Source organism: Serratia ficaria (assembly GCF_900187015.1).
Taxonomy (GTDB): Bacteria; Pseudomonadota; Gammaproteobacteria; order Enterobacterales; family Enterobacteriaceae; genus Serratia; species Serratia ficaria.
In genome coordinates, this window is sequence record NZ_LT906479.1 from 4,057,855 (window position 1) to 4,074,203 (window position 16,349).

The window sequence follows — 16,349 nt, forward strand, 5'->3', positions numbered from 1 at the left end:
AAATTATGACCATCGTTAAACCGGCGCCGCTGGTGCGCGCCATCAACTGGAACATCATCGAAGACGACAAGGATCTGGAGGTATGGAACCGCCTGACCTCCAACTTCTGGCTGCCGGAGAAGGTGCCGCTGTCGAACGATATCCCTTCCTGGGCCACGCTGACGCCGAAGGAGCAGCAGCTGACCATCCGCGTGTTCACCGGGCTGACGCTGCTGGACACCATTCAAAACACCGTGGGCGCGCCGGCGTTGATCGCCGATGCGCTGACGCCGCACGAGGAGGCGGTGTACTCCAACATCAGCTTTATGGAGGCGGTGCACGCCCGCTCCTACAGCTCTATCTTCTCCACGCTGTGCCAAACGCCGGACGTGGACGACGCCTACCGCTGGAGCGAGGAAAACCGCGCGCTGCAGAAGAAGGCCAGCATCATTCTGGCGCACTACCACAGCGACGACCCGCTGCTGAAGAAGGTCGCCAGCGTATTCCTGGAGTCTTTCCTGTTCTACTCGGGCTTCTATCTGCCGATGTACTGGTCGAGCCGCGCCAAGCTGACCAACACCGCCGATCTGATCCGTCTGATCATCCGCGACGAAGCGGTGCACGGTTATTACATCGGCTATAAGTTCCAGAAAGGGCTGGAGCAAGTGGACGCCGCGCGCCGCCAGCAGGTGAAAAACTTCGCCTTCGATCTGCTGCAGGATCTGTACGACAACGAGGTGCGCTATACCGAGGAACTGTACGACGGCGTGGGCTGGACCGAGGACGTGAAAACTTTCCTGCACTACAACGCCAACAAGGCGCTGATGAATCTGGGCTACGAGGCGTTGTTCCCGCCGGCGATGGCCGAGGTCAACCCGGCGATCCTGTCGGCGCTGTCGCCGAACGCCGACGAAAACCACGACTTCTTCTCCGGTTCCGGCTCGTCTTACGTGATTGGCAAAGCGGTCAATACCGAGGATGAAGACTGGGATTTCTGAGGAAGGCATCGAGGCTGATTCGTTCACCTCCGTGATTTAGCCGATCATCGGGAGCGCGGCTCGCCGCGCTCTACAATATTCTCTTATCACCCTGTTCCGCCCGCTGCCGAATGCGTCGCCAAATCGCGCGCTTTTCTTCGTCGCTTGCGCCTGACCAGGCGGCGATCTCCGCCAGCGTACGTCGGCATCCCCGGCACTGCTGCGTCTCACCGTCAATCCGGCACAGGCTGACGCAGGGCGATCTCACGCCGTGATGTGGTTGCTGATTGTCGCCCGCCATAAAACGCTCCCGCATGATGTCATTCGCCGCAGGATACCCGATCCTGCGGCGAATGCGGATCAGACGATGCCGCCGTTGGCGCGCAGGGTTTGCCCGTTGATCCAGGCGCCGTCCGCACCGGCCAGGAATGACACCGCCGCGGCGATATCCTCAGGTTCGCCCAGCCGTTCCAGCGGCGCCATCTTCGCCAGGCGCTCGATCAGCTCCGGGGTTTTGCCGTCGAGGAACAGGCTGGTGGCGGTCGGCCCCGGCGCGATGGCGTTTACCGTGATATTGCGCCCGCGCAGCTCTTTCGCCAACACGCTGGTCAGCGCCTCCACCGCCGCCTTGCTGGCGGCGTACATGCCGTAACCCGGCTGCAGCAGCCCCACCACGCTGGAGGAGAAGTTAATGATGCGGCCGTTGGCGCGCAGGCGCTTAGCCGCCTCGCGCAGGGTGTTGAAGCTGCCCTTCAGGTTGATGTCGATCAGGCGATCCGCCTCGGCGTCGCTCATTTCCGCTACCGGCGCCAGGGCAATCACCCCGGCGTTGTTGACCAGCACGTCGACGCCGCCGAACGCCTGCTCGGCGCGTTCAAACAGCTGAGCGACGGCGGCAGGATCGCTGACGTCGGCTCTGGCGCTCAACGCGCGGCCGCCGCGTTGCTCAATTTTACGCACCAGCTCATCGGCCAGCGCCTGATTGCCGGCATAGTTGATAATCACGGTGAAGCCGTCAGCCGCCAGGCGTTCGGCGATGGCGGCGCCGATGCCGCGCGATGCGCCGGTGACAATAGCGACTTGCCGAGTTTTGTGGTTCATGGGTCTGTCCTCATCGGGTTTATGTGCTGACATCATGCACCTTTCGCCGTTGCGAATAATCCCCTATTATTCGTCATCACCATCCGAAATTAGCGAACAATACCCATGGACCGAATCGACGCCATGCGTCTGTTCACCCGCGTGGTGGAGCAGCGCAGCTTTACTCGGGCGGCGCAGGCGCTGGACCTGCCGCGCTCGACCGTCACCGACGCCATCAAACAGCTCGAAGCCCGCCTGCAGGCCAGGCTGTTGCAGCGCACCACCCGCCACGTCAGCCCGACGCTGGACGGCGAAGCCTATTACCAACGTTGTCTGGCCATTTTGGCGGAAATTGAGGACGCCGAAATGGCGTTTGCCGGCGCCAAACCGCGCGGGCTGTTGCGCATCGAGGTGCACGGCACGCTGGCGCGCCATTTTCTGCTGCCGGGCCTGCCCGACTTTTTGGCGCAATATCCGGATATCGAACTTTATATGAGCGAAGGCGATCGGTTGGTTGACGCGCTGCGGGAAGGCATCGACTGCGTGGTGCGCGTCGGCAAACTGCGCGACAGCGACATGGTGGCGCGACGGCTGGGCGAGTTGGAAGAGGTGACCTGCGCCGCGCCGGCCTATCTGCAGCGTTTCGGCACGCCGCACTGCCTGGAGGATCTGCAGGTTCACCGCATGGTGGGCTTTCGTTCCTCGGTTACCGGCGCGCTGATGCCGCTGGAGTTCAACGTCAACGGCCGGCCGCAGCCAATCGCGCTGCCCGCCACGGTGTCGGTCAGCGCGGCGGAAAGCCTGGTCGCCGCCGCGCGCATCGGCCTGGGTATCATTCAGGTGCCGCGCTATCATTTGCGTGAGGATCTGGCGAACGGCAGCCTGCTGCCGCTGCTGCCACAGTACCCTTCCACGCCGATGCCGGTCTCGCTGCTGTACCCGCGCAACCGCCAACTTTCGCCGCGGGTGCGGGTGTTTATCGACTGGTTCAGCAAGGTGTTCGCCGCGCACAATCTCTGAGCGTAGCCGCTTGCAATCAACCATTCGTGCTCACATTAAATAAGAATAATATTTTTATTTAAAAGAAAATGGTTGATTATTTATGGTGTGTACGTTCATTTATAACTTACGTTATTTCACCTGGGCCGTATCCAGCAATCTCATCAACAATGCTAAACATAGATATGAAAATATGGGCAGAGTAAGAAAACGCCCTATACCACGGACCTGTCTGGGAATTAGTCACCAAAGAAAACGTCCAACAAAACCTCGTTTGTTGGACGTTGCGATAACTGCACTTATTCGGAAATTTCCGGTAATTATTCGATACCGTATTTTTTCTCGGTCACGAAAGCGGGGGCTTTCCAGTTAGGGCCTTTAAGCGTATGTCCTTTATCGTCTTTGACTAATTTCCCTTCCCTCAATAACTTCGCTAATGCTGGGTAGAGCTGATCCTTTCCTACAACATCGAAATTATACTGTACATACATGCGATCAATGTTGGGATATGGAGTTCGTGGAGCAAAATGCAAAAGAACATCTTCTACACTTTCGTTTTTGTAAATACCTTCAAAATCGATCATTATTTACCCTCTTCAGCTTTGCGATACGCCTCTAAAGCTTCAGGCGTATACATAGGTTGATTTTTCTCATTAATTTTATAATCTTCAAGCGTGGCTGTATGCGCGCTATTCCATACGGAATCATCAGATACGCCATCTGACACACCTAATGCCCGATAGCGTTCCAGCTCCCTGATTTCATGGGTATAAAAACGCTTGTCGGTATCGGTAGCCTGCAGTTCCCCCTTCAGGATTTTTTCCAGACGGTCGATCATCACCTTGTTATCGGGGGATTCGCCAAACCGTCCCGTATGCAGTTTCACCTTGTCCACGCCGGCGCGATCAATACTGGCACCTTTCCAATCCAGGTTCTGAATAGGCCCGCCGGCCTTATCCGTGTTGTAATCACGTCCACTGTATTTCCCTTTGGCGTTAGTCTCACCATAAGGCTTACTCACCATCACATAGATGGCTTCTACGCCAACTTCCGTCGCATCCGGCTGCCACAGGATAAAATCCTGCAAATCCTGCACCACATCCGCCGGGAAGGTGGTGACCACGATGCTGTCCGCCTGCCTGACGTTGGTGCCGGTATGTACCGGAGTGCTGGGCACCGGTGAACCGTTGCCGGTATGCGATGGAGCCGCCGGCCCGGTAGGCACTGGGTTGATCAAGATCGTCCTGGCCGGCACGCCCGCCATCGCGGGCAGCGTGATTTTATCCAGCCCCGTCAGCTCATCACGAACCGGTCGAAATACCGGTACGCTCGGCGACACGCCGCCGACACCTGTCCTGACAAAGTTTACACTTTGTTTGCCATCGTCGTCAGTAGTGATAAACCCGCGTACCGGCAAATTTACAGACGTCATACCGGGCTGAATTGTCGCCATACCTGCCGCCGCCAGACTCGCCTGGAGGGCAAACAGATTGACATCCCGCCCTGGAACCTGGCTACTTCCCGCTCCGGCTTCATTCGAGTACAAACCGAGAGCAAAGGCACCGAGCACTGATCCTGCGGCGACAGCGGTACCGGCACGTATACTGCCAACCTCATTAGCTCCCCGCCACAACGCGCTCGATGCCCAGCCGGCCAGTTCACTCGATGTCGTCATCACGCCTTGTCCGGCCGTCGACATTTGAAGCATTGCGGGGGCTCGGTTGAGCACCATGGCACCTGTGGCCCGCAGTGCCGCATTGGCCGCTTTTGCCTTTTCAGGCGTGTAAACAGGGGCGTCCAAAATACCTGCCATGGCAAACAGGGCTTTTCTGGCCTCTTCGGCCTTGCGGGCTTGCTCGGCCCTGCGTGCTTCCTCGGCTTTACGAACCTCTTCGGCTTTGAGGGCCTCTTCAGCCTTACGCGCTTCCTCCGCTTTCCGTTGATCTTCTGCGACTTCTTTTACTATTTTCTGCCACTGTTGATAGGCATTGGTGAGAGAAGTCACTTCTACGTTGCTTTTTCTATACCCCGTCCGACTATCTCCTTTCCCTCCACCGTTAATCTCATATTCAATAACAACTTCAGTCATGACTTTATTATTATCGAGCCAAAAGCCACTTGGTATTTCACCTTTAAGGACTGCGGAATATATCTCTAACGAGACTTTATTTTCCCCAGCAATACCCTCCCCATTATTATTGCCATTAGGTGAGTTCTGATAACTTCCTAGCTTATGACCTGTTTCAAACGTGCCGATAACACTCGCACCGTTCTCAATGTTTTTAAAGTCCATCCCAAGAACATTTTTCATTGCCGGGCTTGCCGATTTCATCGCTTGGCCAAAAGCATCCACCTGATCGCTACGCATTCCCGAAATATCTATTTGCAATGCGCCGCTTGCATCTAAACTTAGTAAATTGACTTTCGCTGTCGGATTAATGGCTCGGGCACGCTTTAGCAAACCCAACAACATCTCTTTTATCGCCGGGTCATTCCTGACTGCGTTCATCTGACGCTGAAATGCGGCCGATTGAGAATTGTCATTACCGCTATCGCGGCCGCCATTACCCTGTGAATTTCCGCCAGGCTTAGAGCTATCGGGTCGTTCATTGAGGTTAGCGCCGGTTCCGCCCATGGGGTCACCGGCTGTAGGGCCATGACCATTCAGTTCCTGTGGCATATATTGATTCCTTCATATAATCACTTCACCAGATACTAAGAAGGCGACTTGTTACTTATCTAACAGGCTCGGCACGCAGGAAAGGCTTCCCACGCTCTGAATTTCACTCACCAATTTCTGTCTCAGAAAGTTTTAATAAATCGCCGATTTATTATCATTATTTACTGGAGATGATTTTTCCCAACGTATCCAGCCGGGACTCTAATTCGAGTCGACCTTCCCTTTCTTCCTTGAGGGCTTCGACCAACAACGCGACCACGCCGTTGATATTGATGCTGCGGGCATCTTCCAGCACGCTGCCGTCATTGAGTTTCAGCTCGGTCTGGGAGACCGATTGTGGCAGGACCCCTTCCACTTCCTGGGCAATCACGCCGGCTTCCGGCACCCCCTGTTTGAGGTAGGTGTAACCCCCGATATGGGCCAGCTTGTCCAGTGCACCACCGATTTTCGTGATATCCGTTTTCATCCGGACATCGGAGCTGCTGAGCCAGGCGCCGTTGGCATAGGCGTTGCCGCCATTGCGGAATTCGTACCAGCCCTGCGCTCCACCATTGGCAACATGCAGCCCCAGGAAGTGGTGCTGGCCGATTCGTTCATAATGGTAAAAATCCGCAGATAAATCGCTCTGCCCCTGGAACCATACCCCATTGGTTTTCCTGTCCGCATTGTTGTTCACATTGCGAACACCCGCCGCGGTAATCCATCCCTCGGTATTACGTTTGCTTAGTTGTCCCACGGAAAGCTCGGCGTTGGCTTTGACCTGAAGTTCGTTCCAGTTTCCTTGCCTGTCGCGGTAAGAAAGCAGGCCGAAGTCTTCCTTGCCGGCGACAGCCCGTGCGCCCATCAACATCGTGGTGGTGACGTTACCGCTGGTGAAATCGGTATGCACGGCCGCGGCATCATAGACCTGTCCGTTGATAAGCGAGGTCGGGCCGGTGGTTGCGGTGGAAATGCCGGCATTGTGCGAGACCATCGCCCCGCCGGCGATATCTACGCCGTTACGCAACGCAACCCGACCGGAGGCCAGATTGAACGAGAAGGGGCGCAGGGTATTCCACTGTCCGTCTTGTGCCTGACCGGCCGGCGTAGTCAGGGCGTAAAAGTCGGTGCCGTCGTTACGCAACATCACGCCGGTGTTGCCATTGGCCAGGCGGAAGCCATTGGCCGATTTGGAGACGATTTCGCCGTCGCTGACGACGCGTTTGCGCAGCGTGGTCAGCGTTTTCAGTTCGGTAATGTCGTCATTGACGCCGCTAAGCACCTGAGCGGTTTTCTGTTGTTCTGCCATGATAATTCCCTCTTTTTAACATCCTTTCCGACGGTTAAACGGCGTCGGGTTCCACCCGTACAGCAGGCAAAAAATAGTGATTTGCGCATCGAATGTGCCCAAAGCCGCTAAAAACACACAGATAACTGTATGCATAAACAGTACAATGGCGTCATCAGAAACTGAAGTCAAATGAAAATCATTATCACTTGCCGTGTGGTAGCGGATACAACAGCGGAGAGCCCGGCCCGCGCTCACTTAATGTGACCGCGGGCGGCGGTTTACAGGTACGTTGCAATTAATCTGAGCATTGTTGCAGCTAATCTCGATATGAGATGCCGTTATTTGCAGATGACGATGTGCAGAAAACGGCACTGACTGCGGGCACAACCGTTGATGATGGCAAGCGGCTACGCCTAAGGCCGCCCGCGGCGGCGGCCCGGCGGATTACAGTGCGCCGTAGTTCAGCGGCACCCAGCCATAGCCCTCCCCTTGCCGGTTCAGGTAACCCAACCCCGGGAACGACAGGTGCGCGGCCCCCACCAGCTCCGCCTGCCGGGCGCTGTCGCCGAACACCCGCAGCCGTTGCGCCACGGCGGCCTTGGCGTCGCTGTCGAAGCGTATCGCCACCTGCGGATGGGCAAGCTGCACCGCCGCCACGTGGATCAGATCGCCAATCAGCAGCAGCTTCTTGCCCTGGCTTTCCACCTGATAAACGCTGTGGCCCGGCGTATGGCCGTGGGCCGCAAAGGCGGTAATGCCCGGCGAAAGCTCGCCGTCATTGGCGAAAGGCTTGAAATGGCCGGCGGCCTGATAGGGCTTGATCGCCGCCATCGCATGCTTGAAGTTGGCTTGCTCGCCCGGCTTCGCCTGGTTCAGCCGACTTTCGCTTAGCCAAAAATCGGCGTCCTGCTGCGAGGCGCGCACCAGCGCATTGGGGAACAGCGCCCGGCCATTTTGGGTCAGGCCGCCCAGGTGATCCGGATGCATGTGGGTCAGATAGATTTCATCCACCTGCTCGGGCCGGTAGCCGGCGGCGTTGAGATTGGCCGTCAGCTTGCCCAGGCCGTCTCCCAGCAGCGTTCCGGCACCGGTATCGATCATGATCAGCTTGTCGCCGGTGTTGATCAGATAGCTATTGACCGAGGTGACGACCGGCAGGCTCTGATGATGCTCAGCCAGCCCGGCGCCAATCTGCTGCGGCGTGCTGTTCAACAACAGCTTGTCCGCCGGCAGGCGGATAATGCCGTCTGACAGCGCGGTCACTTCATAATGGCCCAGCATGATGCGGTAAAAACCCGGGTTCGGCGTCTTCACCTGCGGCGCGGCCGCCGTGGCCTGCAATGCGGTTACGGCCAGGGTTGCCGCCAACAGATAGCGTTTCCAGAACATGATCACTCCTTGCGATAATAAGACAGCGCTAAGTATTAGCGCAAAAGGGTCAATGCGCCTGCCGTTGGGATAAATTTAAATTATATAAATTTAAAAAATATATTTACTCTGAATAGTTTTGTTTGCGCAATCGCACAACGCCAATCAATATTGAACGGGGTTTTAATCCGTTACTTTCCTTACTCCACCAAACGAGGAGTAAGGAAACACCATGAACTATCCATTCGAAAATCTGGTATTTGAAGGCGGCGGCGTAAAAGGCATTGCCTATGGCGGCGTATTGGAACTGCTGGAAACCAAAGGCGTCATGCCGCGGATCAAACGGGCCTCCGGCGCATCCGCTGGCGCCATCGCCGCGCTGCTGGTGGGGCTGGGCTGCAACGCCGCCGAGGTGACCAACATCCTCTCGAAGATGGATTTTAAAAAATTCCTCGATTATAACGGCGGCTTTTTGGGTTCCCTGCACGATGCCTATCGCCTGTTTAATCAGTATGGCATCGCCCCCGGCGATTATTTTTATTCCTGGTCGCGCGGCATCATCAAAAAATATACCGGCAATGCGGATATCACCTTTGAAAATTTTGAGGCGATGAAGACGAAAAAAGGCTTCAAATCCCTCTATTTTATCGGCGCCAACCTGAATAGCGGGCTGCGCGAGGTGTATTCCCACCAAACCACGCCGCGCATGAAGGTGGCGGACGGGCTGCGCATCTCGATGTCGTTCCCCTTCGCCTTCGTGGCGAAGAATAACGACCTGGGCGAAATCTGTATCGATGGCGGGATGATCGATAACTACCCGGTGCGGCTGTTTGACTATGACTTCTCCGCCACCCCGCCTTACATCGACACCGCCAGCCAACGGATCAACCCCCGCACCCTCGGCATCCGGCTGGACTCCGCCGGCGAAATCGCCCAGGCGGCGGGCCAGCCGGCCAATAAAACCGCGCTCAACAACCTGTTCGACTTCTCCATGGCGCTGGCCAACGTGATGCTGGATATACAGACGAAAGTGCATCTGGACAGCGATGACTGGAAGCGCACCGTGTATGTCGACACCCTCGACGTCAGCACGCTGGAGTTCGGCATCAGCGCAGCCAAAAAACGCGCGCTGATCGAATCCGGCCGCCGGGGCGTGGAGCGTTACTTCGCCTGGTACGATGCAGCGGCCAAACGGGCGGCCTGACCGGCGCTAACCCGCTCCCGCAGGCAAAAAAATCCCCGCGGGGGCGGGGAAAGGCAAAGTGATGCTAAGGATTTTTTAGTTATACGAAGAACTTGGCCAGCACCAGCAGCGAAAGCGAAACGTTAATCGCGCCGCCGATGCGGGTCGCTATCTGGGCGAACGGCATCAGCGACATGCGGTTGCCGGCGGTGAGGATCGCCACGTCGCCGGTGCCGCCCTGCCCGCTCTGACAGCAGGAGACGATGGCGACGTCGATCGGGTGCATGCCGATTTTCTTGCCGACGAAGAAACCGGTCGCCACCAGCGTGCAGACGGTGGTGACAATCACGATCAGGTTCTGAATGGTGAACGCGTCCACCAGCTCCTGCCATGGGGTGATGGCCACGCCGACGGCGAACAGGATCGGGTAGGTCACCGCGGTGCGGAAGAACTTGTACACCACCTGGGAACCTTCCTGAATGCGCGGAGACACCCCGTGCGCCAGCTTCACCGCCACGGCGGCGAACAGCATGCCCACCGGCGCCGGCAGCCCCACCAGGCGATGCAGCAGCATGCCGACCATATACAACAGGATGGCCAACAGCGCGCCGCAGGCGAGGGTGCTGACGTCCACCTTGCCGCTGGTTTTTTCCACCGCGGCCATATCGCTGTCGCCCTGCTTGCTCGGCATCAGGCTGCCCTCGCCGGTCAGGTGCGGATAGCGTTTACCCAGCTGGTTGAGCAAGCCGGCGATGACGATGGCGGTCAGGCTGCCCAGCATCACGATCGGCAGGATGCGCCCCAGCGCCACGCCCTGCTCCATATGCAGGATCGCCGCATAGCCCATCGACAGCGGTATTGCGCCTTCCCCCACGCCGCCGGCCATGATCGGCAGGATCAGGAAGAAGAAGATTTGGAACGGCTCCAGCCCCAACGCCATGCCGACCGCCATCCCCGCCACCATGCCGGCGATCTCGCCGCACAGCATCGGCACGAAGATGCGCAGGAAGCCCTGGACCAACACCTGACGGTTCATGCTCATGATACTGCCGACGATGATGCAGCAGATATACAGGTACAGAATGTTGGTCGACTTGTAGAACCTGGTGGTCGATTCCACCACCACGTCCGGCAGCAGGCCGTAATGCACCAGCGCGGAAGGAATAAAGGTGGCGCAGATCGCCGCCGCGCCCATTTTACCGATCAGCGGCAGACGTTTGCCGAATTCGCCGCAGGCAAAACCGAAGAACGCCAGCGTGGCCACCATCACCACGATATCGCTGGGCAATTTCCCTTCGAGGCAGTCGAGTAAAATAAGTACGCCGGCCAGAATAAAGAACGGTAACGGAATAATCCCTACTTTATAATTGTCCAGTATGTGCCACCATTTTTCCCGCAGGGGAACTTCGGCGGCTTTGTCTTTGGCGACGAGGTAAGAATCATCTGTTGTGCTCATAATCTGGCCTCTTATTAGTTTGTTCAGCCATAATAGAGAAACGCACGGATAAACCGCTGTGATTTTGTTCAAAGTTAAAAAGGGTTTTTAATGGTGGTTATGGTTTTTATGGTGTTAATGGAAATTATGTAAAATACGGCGTGGCGTTAATGGTGTTAATAGCGTTTTTATTTTAAAGCTTATCAACTTTATCGCAGCAGCCCAATAGCCAGCCCGCTTAAATATAATCCCGTGTTGCCGATCACAAGTTGATCGGGCGCAATATTACACTAACCCGTTCTCATGGTAGGGTAAGCCCTCAGGATTTCTTCAGGTGAAGCTCGGCGATGCGCATAAAACTCTCATTCCAAATCAAGCTGTTCTTGTGCCTGGTCGCCTTCTCCTGCCTGCTGCTGACCGCGATCGGCGCTTACACTTACTATCAGCTGGATGCCCAGCTGCACCGCGATCTCGGCGCCCGGGCGCAGGTGCAGGCGCGGGAAATCGCCCTGATCCCCTCGCTGGCCGCCGCGGTTGAAAAAAACGATGCCGGCCAGATCGCCGCCCTGATGAAAAAGATCCGCGCCAGCAGCGATGCCAGCTATATCGTCATTGGCGATAATCGCGCCAGACACCTTTATCATTCAGAATACGACGTGCGCCTCGGCTCGCCGATGGTCGGCGGAGATAATAAAGACGTTCTGGAAGGCAAAAGCATTATTTCCATCCGCAAGGGCGGCATCGGCGTTTCATTACGCAGCAAGGCGCCGATCCTGGATGAAAATAATCAGGTTATCGGCATTGTTTCGGTCGGTTATCTGAAATCGCATATTGACAATTTAAACGCCAGAACCCTGACGCAAATTATCGGATCCATTATTCTGTTGCTGGTGGCGCTGTTTATTTTCTCGTGGCTGCTGTCAAAAAACCTCAAGCGCCAGATGTTCTGGCTGGAGCCCAAGGAAATCGCCCTGCTGGTGCGGCAACAAAAGGCCCTGCTCGAAGCCATTTATGAAGGGGTGATCGCCGTCGACCCGCAGCTGCGCATCATCACCATCAACCATGCGGCGCGCGAGCTGCTCGACCTGCGGCAGCCCGCCAGCGGGCTGATGGGCCGAGAGATCGGCGAGGTGATCCAGGCGCAGCCGGACTTCTTCGGCACCGCTCAGCTGGGGCAGGACACCCACGATGAGGTGTGCCGTTTCAATCACGTGCGGGTGATCGCCAGCCGGGTGCGCATCATGCAGGAAGATGAGCTGCAGGGCTGGGTGATCAGCTTCCGCGATAAAAACGACATCAACACCCTGAGCAGCCAGCTCAGTCAGGTGAAACGTTACGCCGATACCCTGCGCATCATGCGCCATGAGCAGCTGAACTGGACCGCGACGCTGGCCGGGCTGCTGCACATGCAGCGCTACGACGAGGCCATTCGCTACGTGGAAGCGCAGTCGGAAGGCGCGCAGGAGATCCTCGATTTCATTTCGCAGCGCTTCGGCTCGGCCGCGCTGTGCGGGCTGCTGCTGGGCAAATATTCCAGCGCCAGGGAAAAAGGCGTAGAGCTGCGCTTCGATCCGGCTTGCCAGCTGCGGCAAATTCCGGCGGCGCTGAACGAAACCGAACTGATGTCGATCGTCGGCAACCTGTTGGACAATGCGGTAGACGCGACGCTGCGTTGCCCGGCGCCGCACCAGGCGGTGGAACTTTATATCAGTGACGGCAGCAACGAGCTGGTGATCGAGGTCGCGGACCGCGGCACCGGCATCGCGGAGGAAATTCGTGATACGCTGTTCGAACAGGGCATCACCACCAAAGACGATAAAAGCGATCACGGCATCGGCCTGCATCTGGTCGCCAGCCACGTGGCGCAAGCGCATGGCAGCATAGAAGTGTCGGACAACGAGCCGCACGGTGCGATATTTTCCCTGTTTATCCCTAAAACCCTATAGTTTTGAGCACCCGAATAATGTCACACGAAGCACTGGACGTTCTGATCGTGGAAGATGAGCCGCAGCTGGCCACGCTGCACGCGGAATTCATCGAGAAAAACTTCAACCTGCGGGTGGTGGCCTACGCCGCCACGCTGGCCGAAGCGCGGACGAAGGTCAACGCGCACCAGCCGCGTCTGATCCTGCTGGACAACTTTCTGCCGGACGGCCAGGGCATTGCGCTGATGGAAGAGCCGGCGGTGAAGAACCCGGCCTGTTCGGTGATCTTCATCACCGCCGCCAGCGACATGAATACCTGCAGCCAGGCGATCCGCAACGGCGCCTTCGACTACATCATCAAACCGGTGTCCTACAAGCGGCTGCGCAATTCGCTCGAGCGTTTCATGCAGTTCGTGCAGACCCAGCGCACCTTCAAGGTCATCGACCAGAACAGCGTCGATGCGCTGTATAACCTGCAGTCCAAGCAGTTCTCCAGCGAGCCGAGCGCCAAGGGTATCGAGACCAATACCCTGGAGCTGGTGCAGGCGCTGTTCGTCAATCGGCCGGAGGAGGCGCACGCGGTGGAGGAGGTGGTCGAACAGGTCGGCGTCAGCAAAACCACCGCCCGCCGTTACCTGGAATACTGCGTGGCGACGCAATTCGTCAAGGTGGAGATGCTGTACGGCAACATCGGCCATCCGCGGCGGCTGTATCGCAAAGCCTGAGGCTGACATCTGGCTGTCACATTGGCCGGATAAAATGCCGTTGGCGATGTCCCCTCGATATCGGCACCTGTCGTTAAAACTGATGAAATACTGATGACTTTTGCCCGGCCTATGGTCGGGTTTTTTATTGCCGGCGATCCGCCCGGCGGGGGGGAATAATAGCGATGCGCAATCGCCGATATTTCCACTAAAAACCAGTCAATTACGGCAAATAATCAGCGGTGATAATTGAACATCGGCCAAATTACCATAACCAATTAAAAACTTGATGTAAACCACTAATATCCGCATCGGCGGACATTGAGGGTTGTCTCAGATATTCACTGTGTTAGGGTATAGAGCACTATTATTTTCGATTAGGAAGTTTCATATCGTTTTAATTACACCAAAGGAAACAACAAATTGCATGGCAATTAAACTCGAAGTGAAGAATCTGTATAAGATATTTGGCGAGCATCCGGAACGCGCTTTTAAACTGATAGACAAAGGTCTGACAAAAGATCAGCTGTTTGAAAAAACCGGATTATCGCTTGGCGTAAAAGACGCCACTCTGGCCATTGAAGAAGGCGAGATTTTTGTCATCATGGGGCTCTCCGGTTCCGGAAAATCCACCCTGGTACGCCTTCTCAATCGTCTGATAGAACCCACCCGCGGCCAGGTGCTGATCGACGGCGAGGATATCTCGAAAATATCCGACACCGCGTTGCGCACCGTGCGGCGCAATAAGATCAGCATGGTATTCCAGTCATTCGCTCTGATGCCGCACATGAACGTGCTGAACAACACCGCTTTCGGCATGGAATTAGCCGGCATTGCGCCGCAGGAGCGCCAGGAAAAAGCCCTGGAGGCGCTGCGTCAGGTCGGCCTGGAGAATTATGCCCATTCTTATCCGGATGAATTGTCCGGCGGCATGCGTCAGCGCGTGGGATTAGCCCGGGCGATGGCCAATAATCCGGACATATTATTGATGGACGAAGCCTTCTCGGCGCTCGATCCATTAATCCGCACCGAAATGCAGGATGAACTGGTTAAATTGCAGGCCCAGCATCAACGCACCATCGTCTTTATTTCCCACGATTTGGACGAGGCGATGCGCATTGGCGATCGCATTGCGATCATGCAGGGCGGCGAGGTGATCCAGGTCGGCACGCCGGACGAAATACTGAATAATCCGGCCAACGATTATGTGCGTACCTTCTTCCGCGGCGTGGATATCAGCCACGTATTCAGCGCCAAGGATATCGCCCAGCGCCGTCCGGTCACGCTGATCCGCAAAACCCCCGGCTTTGGCCCCCGCTCCGCGCTGCAGCTGCTGCGCGATGAGGACCGTGATTATGGTTATGTTATTGAACGCGGAAAGAAATTTATCGGCGTGGTGTCGATAGATTCGCTGAAGAAGGCGCTGTCCGCCAACCTGACGCTGGACGACGCCCTGCTTGAGGCGCCCGCCCCGGTGCCGGCCGACATGCCGCTGAGCGAGCTGATTTCCCTGGTGGCTCAGGCGCCCTGCGCGGTGCCGGTAGTCTGCGAAGAACATAACTATCTCGGAATCATCTCCAAGGCCATGCTGCTGCAGGCCCTGGACAAGGAGGCACCTGCACATGAGTGACACGACGCAAACACAAGATCCCTGGGCCACCGCGCCCGCCGATAGCGCTGCCGCTGCGCCCGCTCCCGACGCAGCAGCCAACGCCGGCGACGCCTGGTCCAGCGCGCCGCCGCCTGCCACCCATGACGCGGCCGCACAGGGCTCCGACTGGCTCAACAGCGCGCCGGCGCAGCCGGAACACTTCAGCCTGCTCGATCCGTTCCACAAAGCCTGGGTGCCGTTCGACTCCTGGGTGACGCAGGGCATCGACTGGCTGGTGTTGCACTTCCGCCCGCTGTTCCAGGGCATCCGCGTGCCGGTAGACTTTATCCTCAGCGGTTTTCAGCAATTGCTGCTGGGCATGCCGGCGCCGATCGCCATTCTGCTGTTCTCGCTGATCGCCTGGCAGGTAGCCAGCCTCGGCATGGGCGCCGCCACGCTGGCGTCGTTGATCGCCATCGGCGCCATCGGCGCCTGGTCACAGGCGATGGTGACGCTGGCGCTGGTGTTGACCGCGCTGTTTTTCTGCATCGTCATCGGGCTGCCGCTCGGCATCTGGCTGGCGCGCAGCAAGCACGCCGCCAAGGTGATCAGGCCGCTGCTCGACGCCATGCAGACCACCCCGGCCTTCGTCTATCTGGTGCCGATCGTCATGCTGTTCGGCATCGGCAACGTGCCGGGCGTGGTGGTCACCATTATCTTTGCGCTGCCGCCGATCGTGCGTCTGACCATTCTGGGCATCAAACAGGTGCCGGAAGACCTGATCGAGGCCGCCGAATCCTTCGGCGCCAGCCCGCGTCAGCTGCTGTTCAAAGTGCAGCTGCCGCTGGCGATGCCGACCATTATGGCCGGCGTTAACCAAACGCTGATGCTGGCGCTGTCGATGGTGGTGATCGCCTCGATGATCGCCGTCGGCGGCCTGGGGCAGATGGTGCTGCGCGGCATTGGCCGGCTGGATATGGGCCTGGCCGCCGTCGGCGGCGTCGGTATCGTGATCCTGGCGATCATTCTCGACCGCCTTACCCAGTCGCTGGGGCGCGATCGCCGCAGCAAGGGCATCGGCCGCTGGTATGCCCACGGCCCGATCGGGCTGCTCACCCGCCCTTTCATCAAAAAGCCTTAATCGCGCAGCCCCCGGCG

At 57.4% G+C, this 16,349-nt stretch carries 14 protein-coding genes; 7 read left to right on the forward strand and 7 right to left on the reverse strand.

Annotation, left to right across the window (positions count from 1 at the left end):
- Positions 1 to 5 precede the first annotated feature (5 nt).
- Positions 6 to 977 carry a class 1b ribonucleoside-diphosphate reductase subunit beta gene (nrdF, locus tag CKW09_RS19180; protein WP_061800190.1) on the forward strand — a complete coding sequence of 324 codons (972 nt, stop codon included), beginning with the start codon at positions 6 to 8 and terminating at the stop codon, positions 975 to 977.
- Positions 978 to 1,047: 70 nt separating this feature from the next.
- On the opposite strand, the gene CKW09_RS19185 is transcribed toward nrdF, so the two are convergent.
- Complete coding sequence (locus CKW09_RS19185; protein WP_073970383.1) at positions 1,048 to 1,257, reverse strand: DUF1289 domain-containing protein; 210 nt, start codon at positions 1,255 to 1,257, stop codon at positions 1,048 to 1,050.
- A gap of 59 nt (positions 1,258 to 1,316) precedes the next feature.
- Positions 1,317 to 2,057, reverse strand: coding sequence for an SDR family oxidoreductase (locus CKW09_RS19190; protein ID WP_061800188.1), 741 nt, complete (start codon positions 2,055 to 2,057; stop codon positions 1,317 to 1,319).
- A 105-nt stretch (positions 2,058 to 2,162) separates the two neighbouring features.
- On the opposite strand from CKW09_RS19190, the gene CKW09_RS19195 reads away from it, so the two are divergent.
- The gene (locus CKW09_RS19195) at positions 2,163 to 3,056 is read left to right on the forward strand and encodes a LysR family transcriptional regulator (RefSeq protein ID WP_061800187.1); all 894 of its coding nucleotides are present in this window, start codon (positions 2,163 to 2,165) and stop codon (positions 3,054 to 3,056) included.
- A 299-nt stretch (positions 3,057 to 3,355) separates the two neighbouring features.
- Here CKW09_RS19195 and CKW09_RS19200 read toward each other — a convergent pair whose 3' ends face one another.
- The 4 genes from CKW09_RS19200 to CKW09_RS19215 all read right to left on the reverse strand — a co-directional run bounded on the left by CKW09_RS19200 (position 3,356) and on the right by CKW09_RS19215 (position 8,374).
- Positions 3,356 to 3,619, reverse strand: a complete 264-nt coding sequence (locus tag CKW09_RS19200) for a hypothetical protein (RefSeq protein WP_061800186.1) — start codon at positions 3,617 to 3,619, stop codon at positions 3,356 to 3,358.
- Positions 3,619 to 5,715 carry an S-type pyocin domain-containing protein gene (locus tag CKW09_RS24805; protein WP_231922092.1) on the reverse strand — a complete coding sequence of 699 codons (2,097 nt, stop codon included), beginning with the start codon at positions 5,713 to 5,715 and terminating at the stop codon, positions 3,619 to 3,621. Before CKW09_RS24805 ends, CKW09_RS19200 begins: the two co-directional genes overlap by 1 nt.
- 157 nt (positions 5,716 to 5,872) lie before the next feature.
- Entirely contained in the window at positions 5,873 to 7,003 is a 1,131-nt protein-coding gene (locus CKW09_RS19210; RefSeq protein WP_095098929.1) for a tail fiber domain-containing protein, read from the reverse strand.
- Positions 7,004 to 7,429: 426 nt separating this feature from the next.
- Entirely contained in the window at positions 7,430 to 8,374 is a 945-nt protein-coding gene (locus CKW09_RS19215) for an MBL fold metallo-hydrolase (RefSeq protein WP_095098931.1), read from the reverse strand.
- Between the two features lie 211 nt (positions 8,375 to 8,585).
- Between CKW09_RS19215 and CKW09_RS19220 the strand changes: the two genes are divergently transcribed.
- A complete protein-coding gene (locus tag CKW09_RS19220) occupies positions 8,586 to 9,557 on the forward strand; it encodes a patatin-like phospholipase family protein (protein ID WP_095098934.1) in 972 nt (323 codons plus the stop codon).
- A 79-nt stretch (positions 9,558 to 9,636) separates the two neighbouring features.
- Here the strand turns inward: CKW09_RS19220 and CKW09_RS19225 are convergent, their stop codons facing one another.
- Entirely contained in the window at positions 9,637 to 10,992 is a 1,356-nt protein-coding gene (locus CKW09_RS19225; protein WP_061800412.1) for a 2-hydroxycarboxylate transporter family protein, read from the reverse strand.
- Between the two features lie 326 nt (positions 10,993 to 11,318).
- On the opposite strand from CKW09_RS19225, the gene CKW09_RS19230 reads away from it, so the two are divergent.
- The 4 genes from CKW09_RS19230 to proW all read left to right on the forward strand — a co-directional run bounded on the left by CKW09_RS19230 (position 11,319) and on the right by proW (position 16,332).
- Positions 11,319 to 12,917, forward strand: a complete 1,599-nt coding sequence (locus tag CKW09_RS19230) for an ATP-binding protein (RefSeq protein WP_061800410.1) — start codon at positions 11,319 to 11,321, stop codon at positions 12,915 to 12,917.
- A 17-nt stretch (positions 12,918 to 12,934) separates the two neighbouring features.
- Positions 12,935 to 13,621 carry a response regulator gene (locus tag CKW09_RS19235; RefSeq protein WP_061800408.1) on the forward strand — a complete coding sequence of 229 codons (687 nt, stop codon included), beginning with the start codon at positions 12,935 to 12,937 and terminating at the stop codon, positions 13,619 to 13,621.
- Positions 13,622 to 14,027: 406 nt separating this feature from the next.
- Positions 14,028 to 15,230 carry a glycine betaine/L-proline ABC transporter ATP-binding protein ProV gene (proV, locus tag CKW09_RS19240; RefSeq protein ID WP_061800406.1) on the forward strand — a complete coding sequence of 401 codons (1,203 nt, stop codon included), beginning with the start codon at positions 14,028 to 14,030 and terminating at the stop codon, positions 15,228 to 15,230.
- The gene (gene proW / locus CKW09_RS19245) at positions 15,223 to 16,332 is read left to right on the forward strand and encodes a glycine betaine/L-proline ABC transporter permease ProW (protein ID WP_095098935.1); all 1,110 of its coding nucleotides are present in this window, start codon (positions 15,223 to 15,225) and stop codon (positions 16,330 to 16,332) included. Before proV ends, proW begins: the two co-directional genes overlap by 8 nt.
- Positions 16,333 to 16,349 lie beyond the last annotated feature (17 nt).